Origin of the sequence: Prevotella sp. AM42-24 (assembly GCF_003461825.1) — a bacterium.
GTDB classification, from domain to species: domain Bacteria; phylum Bacteroidota; class Bacteroidia; order Bacteroidales; family Bacteroidaceae; genus Prevotella; species Prevotella hominis.
The window spans coordinates 1-1,562 of the sequence record NZ_QTXV01000155.1; the positions used below are offsets into that span (position 1 = coordinate 1).

1 protein-coding gene is annotated in these 1,562 nt (G+C 48.0%); it reads left to right on the plus strand.

The features are described 5' to 3' along the window. Window positions 1-1,562: MBG domain-containing protein (locus tag DW917_RS17460; protein ID WP_158570256.1), on the plus strand; the 1,562-nt coding region annotated here is incomplete at both ends.

Sequence of the window (1,562 nt, forward strand, 5' to 3'; positions counted from 1 at the left end):
GGTGACGCCATGCCTGTGTTCAAGGCAAGTTATGCTGGCTTTAAGAATGGCGAGAATGAATCAGCTCTGACCAAGCTGCCAGTCTTCTCTTGTGAGGCTAATGAGGCAAGTGCTCCAGCAGAGTATGCTGTTACTATTAGCGGTGCCGATGCAGAAAACTATGCTATCAGCTACGAGCAGGGACGCTTGACTGTAGTTGAGGCAGATGCCGTAGTTGTTCGTGCCAAGAGTTACAGCCGTCAGTATGGTGACGAGAATCCTGTGTTCGAGTTTGAGACTGAGGGCGTAGCATTGGATGGTACACCAGAAATAGTCTGCTCAGCAGTTGCCAACTCTCCTGTAGGATCTTATACTATTGAGGTGAAACAGGGCAGTATCAAGAACTACAATGTTCACTTCGAGTCAGGTACTCTTACCATTACTAAGGCTCCATTGTCTATCTCCGCTGGTAGTTATACCAAGAAGCAGGGTGACGCCATGCCTGTGTTCAAGGCAAGTTATGCTGGCTTCAAGAATGGCGAGGATGAATCAGTTCTGACCAAGCAACCAGTCTTCTCTTGTGAGGCAAATGAAGCGAGCGCTCCAGCAGAGTATGCCGTTACAATTAGCGGTGCCGATGCAGAGAACTATGAAATCAATTATGAGCAAGGTCACCTGACTGTAGTCGAGGCAGATGCCGTAGTTGTTCGTGCCAAGAGTTACAACCGTCAATATGGTGATGAGAATCCTGTGTTCGAGTTTGAGACTGAGGGTGCAGCCTTGGATGGTACTCCGGAGATTGTCTGCTCCGCAGTTGCCAACTCTCCTGTAGGATCTTATACTATTGAGGTAAAGCAGGGCAGCATCAAGATCTACAATGTCCACTTCGAATCAGGTAGTCTTGTGATTACTAAGGCTCCGTTGTCTATCTCCGCTGGCAATTATACCAAGAAACAGGGTGACGCCATGCCTGTGTTTAAGGCAAGTTATGCTGGCTTTAAGAATGGTGAGAATGAATCAGTTCTGACCAAGCAACCTGTCTTCTCTTGTGAGGCAAATGAGGCAAGTGCTCCAGCAGAGTATGCCGTTACAATCAGCGGTGCCGATGCAGAAAACTATGACATCAGCTACGAGCAGGGACGTCTGACAGTAGTCGAGGCAGATGCCGTGGTTGTTCGTGCCAAGAGTTACAGCCGTCAGTATGGTGATGAGAATCCTGTGTTCGAGTTTGAGACCGATGGTGCAGCCTTGGATGGTACTCCGGAGATAGTCTGCTCAGCAGTTGCCAACTCTCCTGTAGGATCTTATACTATTGAGGTGAAACAGGGCAGTATCAAGAACTACAATGTCCACTTCGAATCAGGTAGTCTTGTGATTACTAAGGCTCCATTGTCTATCTCCGCTGGTAATTATACCAAGAAGCAGGGTGACGCAATGCCTGTGTTTAAGGCAAGTTATGCAGGCTTTAAGAATGGTGAGAATGAATCAGTCCTGACCAAGCAGCCAGTCTTCTCTTGTGAGGCTAATGAGGCAAGTGCTCCAGCAGAGTATGCTGTTACTATTAGCGGTGCCGATGCAGAAAA